At 64.4% G+C, this 4,353-nt stretch carries 4 protein-coding genes; all 4 read left to right on the forward strand.

All coding sequences use genetic code 11. The features are described from left to right. The first annotated feature begins 55 nt into the window (after positions 1–55). The 4 genes from ACE039_RS04985 (at position 56) to ACE039_RS05000 (ending at position 4,311) form a co-directional block, all read left to right on the forward strand. The gene (locus ACE039_RS04985) at positions 56–802 is read left to right on the forward strand and encodes a pyrimidine 5'-nucleotidase (RefSeq protein WP_105555894.1); all 747 of its coding nucleotides are present in this window, start codon (positions 56–58) and stop codon (positions 800–802) included. Between the two features lie 54 nt (positions 803–856). Beyond that, positions 857–1,432 carry a nucleoid occlusion factor SlmA gene (gene slmA, locus ACE039_RS04990; protein WP_105555893.1) on the forward strand — a complete coding sequence of 192 codons (576 nt, stop codon included), beginning with the start codon at positions 857–859 and terminating at the stop codon, positions 1,430–1,432. A gap of 320 nt (positions 1,433–1,752) precedes the next feature. After that, complete coding sequence (locus ACE039_RS04995; protein ID WP_105555892.1) at positions 1,753–3,246, forward strand: DASS family sodium-coupled anion symporter; 1,494 nt, start codon at positions 1,753–1,755, stop codon at positions 3,244–3,246. Between the two features lie 12 nt (positions 3,247–3,258). Next, positions 3,259–4,311: an Ldh family oxidoreductase gene (locus ACE039_RS05000; protein WP_105555891.1), complete on the forward strand. Its 1,053-nt coding sequence runs from the start codon at positions 3,259–3,261 to the stop codon at positions 4,309–4,311. Positions 4,312–4,353: the final 42 nt, after the last annotated feature.

The following is a 4,353-nucleotide window of genomic DNA, read 5'->3' on the forward strand; positions in this document are numbered from 1 at the left end:
AGCCGGATCCGCGCGGCCCGGATCTGGGCGACCCGTTTCTCCGGTGGCGTTTTTGATGCAAGCACGCCGACAATTGCTGCGGCCGGCGGTGCGCATGCGCCGTTCGCGCCGCGTGGCCACGGGCGTTTCCGAACGCCTGTGGCTGTTCGATCTGGACAATACGCTCCACGATACCTCGCACGCCATTTTTCCCAAGATCGACCACGGCATGACGATGGCCGTGGCCGAAGCCTTGAACGTCGACATCGACACGGCCAACGACGTGCGCCGGCTGTACTGGAAGCGCTACGGCGCCACGATGATCGGGATGGTGCGCCACCACGGCGTGAATCCGCACGACTTCCTGCACCGCAGCCACGACTTCGACGTCAATTCGCTGGTACGCGCTGAAAAGGCGCTGGCTTACAAGCTGCGGCAGTTGCCGGGCCGCAAGGTGCTGCTGACCAACGCGCCGCTGCGATACGCACGCGCGGTGTTGGCCCGGCTGGGCATCTTGCGCCAGTTCGATAGCCTGTGGGCCATCGAGCACATGCGGCTGCACGGTGAATTCCGGCCCAAGCCGTCGCCCGCGCTGCTGCGCTATGTGCTGGCCCGCGAAGGTGTGCCCGCCCATCGTGCCGTCCTGGTGGAAGACACGCTGGCCAACCTGCGCGGCGCACGCCAGGCTGGCGTGCGGACAGTACATGTCTATCACCCCGGCACCCCCTTTTCCCGTGGCCGCTCCCATCGTCCGGCCTACGTCGACTTGCGGGTAAACTCCGTCAGTGATTTGTTGTTACGCCGACGTCCCCTGCGGGGATAGCGGCGCGCTCCTCCCCCCATTCACCGTCAAGCCTGCGCGAGAGCAGTTCCTTCCATGGCGAGCAAACCCGGCGAGCGCAAGACCCAGATTCTGCAGACACTGGCCGAGATGCTGGAGCAGCCGCATGCGTCCCGCATCACCACGGCCGCCCTGGCCGCGCGCCTTGAAGTGTCGGAAGCCGCGCTGTACCGGCACTTCGCCAGCAAGGCGCAGATGTTCGAAGGGCTGATCGAATTCATCGAAACCAGTATCTTCACGCTGGTGAACCAGATTGCCACCGCCGAACCCTACGGCGTGCCCCAGGCGCACAAGACCGTCTCGATGCTGCTGACCTTCTCGGAACGCAACAAGGGCATGACGCGCGTGCTGACCGGGGACGCACTGGTCACGGAAGACAACCGGCTGCAAGAACGCATCAACCATATCAACGACCGCATCGAGACCTCGCTGAAGCAATCGCTGCGCATCGCCATCACCGACGGCGGCCTGCCGCCGGACGCGAACGTCGCCGCGCACGCCAGCCTGCTGACGCACCTGGTGCTGGGCCGGTGGCTGCGCTATGCGCAGAGCGGCTGGCGCGTGGCGCCCACGCTGCACCTGGATGAACAACTGCGCCTGGCCCTGGGCTGAATCACCTGCGGCGCTCGATTTTCGGCGCATTTGCGACATAACACGAACGAATTACCGGAAGGCCTCTAAGCGCGCCTCGGTCCCGTTCGACACAATTGGTGTGCATCTACGCAACATTCCAAGCTTGCGACGACCAAGGGCGGACGAGCATAATGCCCGAGGTGGGTTTCTACAAGTACATATCTTCTTCGGTTTGACCCACATCAATACGGGTTTTCCTCAATGCCGTCACGATCATCCTGTAGCACCGACACATCGAATTGAACAAACCCGTGCTCGCGGGGAGTGTGTCGGAAGTTTGACCTCAACCGGAGATGGATATGACTGCGCCAGCCGCTGTCCCTGCCTCGCAAGCCCCCAAGAAAGCAAAAATTCCAATCGGACTCGTCGCCGGCATCCTGGTGATGATCGGGGTGCTGATGATGCCCCTGCCTGCCGACCTGCCGGTCGCGGGTCACCGCATGCTGGCGATCCTGGCGTTTGCGGTGGTGGTCTGGATTACCGAAGCCGTGTCTTACGAAGCCAGCGCGATCATGATCACGACGCTGATGGCTTTCCTGTTGGGCACGGCTCCGACAATCAAAGACCCGAACGTGCTGTACGGCACGTCCGCCGCCATCAGCATGGCGCTTAACGGTTTCTCGAATTCGGCGCTGGCGCTGGTCACCGGCGCCTTGTTCATTGCCGCCGCCATGACCTTCACCGGGCTGGACCGGCGCATCGCACTGGTCACCTTGTCGAAAGTCGGCACCAGCACGCGCCGCATCCTGATCGGATGTATCGCCGTGACGATCGTGCTGAGCCTGGTCGTGCCCAGCGCCACCGCGCGCAGCGCGGCCGTGGTGCCCATCATGATGGGCGTCATCGCGGCCTTCGGCGTGGACAAGCGGTCGAACATCGCCGCCGGCATCATGATCATCGTGGCGCAGGCCACCAGCATCTGGAACGTTGGCATCCAGACCGCCGCCGCGCAGAACCTGCTGACGGTCGGCTTCATGGAAAAGATGCTGGGCGAACGCGTGGCGTGGTCGGACTGGCTGATCGCCGGCGCCCCCTGGTCGCTGATCATGTCGGCCGTGCTGATCTTCGTCGTGCTGAAGATGCTGCCGCCGGAAAGCGACAGCATCGCCGGAGGCAAGGAAGCAGTCGAAAAGTCGCTGATTGAACTGGGCCCCATGACGGGCGCGCAAAAGCGCCTGATGGCCGTGTCGGTCATGCTGCTGCTGTTCTGGTCGACCGAAGGCAAGCTGCACAAGTTCGACACCACCTCGACCACTTACTTCGGCCTGGTTCTGCTGATGCTGCCGCGCTTTGGCGTGATGACGTGGAAAGACGTGCAAGCGCGCATCCCATGGGGCACGGTCATCGTGTTCGGCGTGGGCATCAGCCTGGGCACCGCCCTGTTGACGACGCAAGCAGGCCAATGGCTGGGCAACCAGGTCGTGGCGCACACCGGGCTGGATCAACTGGGCCCGCTGGCGATCTTCGCCATCCTTGCCGCGTTCCTGATCATCATCCACCTGGGTTTCGCCAGCGCCACCGCGCTGACCTCGGCCATGCTGCCCATCCTGATCTCGGTGCTGGCCACGCTGCCGGGCGACTTCAGCCGCCTGGGCATGACCATGCTGCTGGGCTTCGTGGTCAGCTACGGTTTCATCCTGCCGATCAACGCGCCGCAGAACATGGTTTGCCTGGGCACCGAAACCTTCAACGCCAAGCAGTTCGCCAAAGTCGGCATCATCGTCACCATCGTGGGTTACCTGCTGATGCTGGTCATGGGCGCGACGTACTGGCGCTGGCTCGGCTGGCTTTAAGGAGAACGCATCATGAAACTCTCCCTGGCCCAAGCCAATGAATACGGCCGCCGCGTGCTGATGGCGCAAGGCGTGCCCGAAGACATCGCCCGCGACGTGGCCGAGCATCTGGTCGAGTCCGACCGGGTCGGCTACACCAGCCACGGCCTGTCGATCCTGACCAACTACCGGCGCGTGCTGTCCGAAGGCCTGGCCCAGGCCGACGGCCGGCCCGAACTGGTCAACGACCGCGGCGCCATGCTTGCCTATGACGGCCACCACGGCCTGGGCCAGTACGTCGGCAAGGTCGTCATCGAAAAAGCGATCGAGCGCACCCAGGAACATGGGCAGTGCATCGTGACGCTGCGCCACAGCCATCACCTGGGGCGCATGGGCCACTTCGGTGAAATGGTGGCGGCCAAGGGGCTGATCCTGCTGGCGTTCACCAACGTGATCAATCGCGCGCCCACCGTGGCGCCGTTCGGCGGCGCCCAGGCGTGCCTGACCACCAACCCGCTGTGCTTCGCCGGTCCGCTGCCCGGCGGCCGCCCGCCGTTCATCGTGGACATGGCCACCAGCTCCATCGCCGTGAACAAGGCGCGCGTGCTGGCGGCCAAGGGCGAACAAGCGCCCCCGGGGTCACTCATTGACGCCGACGGCAACCCCACGACGGACCCGAACGCGCTGTTCTCGGACCCGCCCGGCGCCCTGCTTCCCTTCGGCGGCCACAAGGGCTACGCGCTGGGATTGGTGGCGGAACTGCTGGCTGGCGTCCTGTCAGGCGGCGGCACGATCCAGCCCGAACACCCCCGCAACGGCGTGGCCACGAACAACATGTTCGCGCTGCTGCTGGACCCGCAAGTGGACTTCAACACCGACTGGCGCACGATGGAAGTCGGCGCGTTCATCGACTACCTGCATGCATGCAAGCCGCAACCGGGCGTCGAGGCGGTGCAGTATCCGGGCGAATACGAAGCCCGCAACCGCGCCGTGAACGCAGATTCGGTGGAGTTCGATAGCCGGATCTGGGATGGGTTGAAGAAGCTGGCGTCTGACCTGGGTGTGCCGGAGGCGTTGCCGGGTTGATGGTGTGTGTTTGGTGACGGGTGCTGGTTCTTGAGACGCGCG

The sequence above is a fragment of the Achromobacter maghribensis genome (assembly GCF_057334215.1).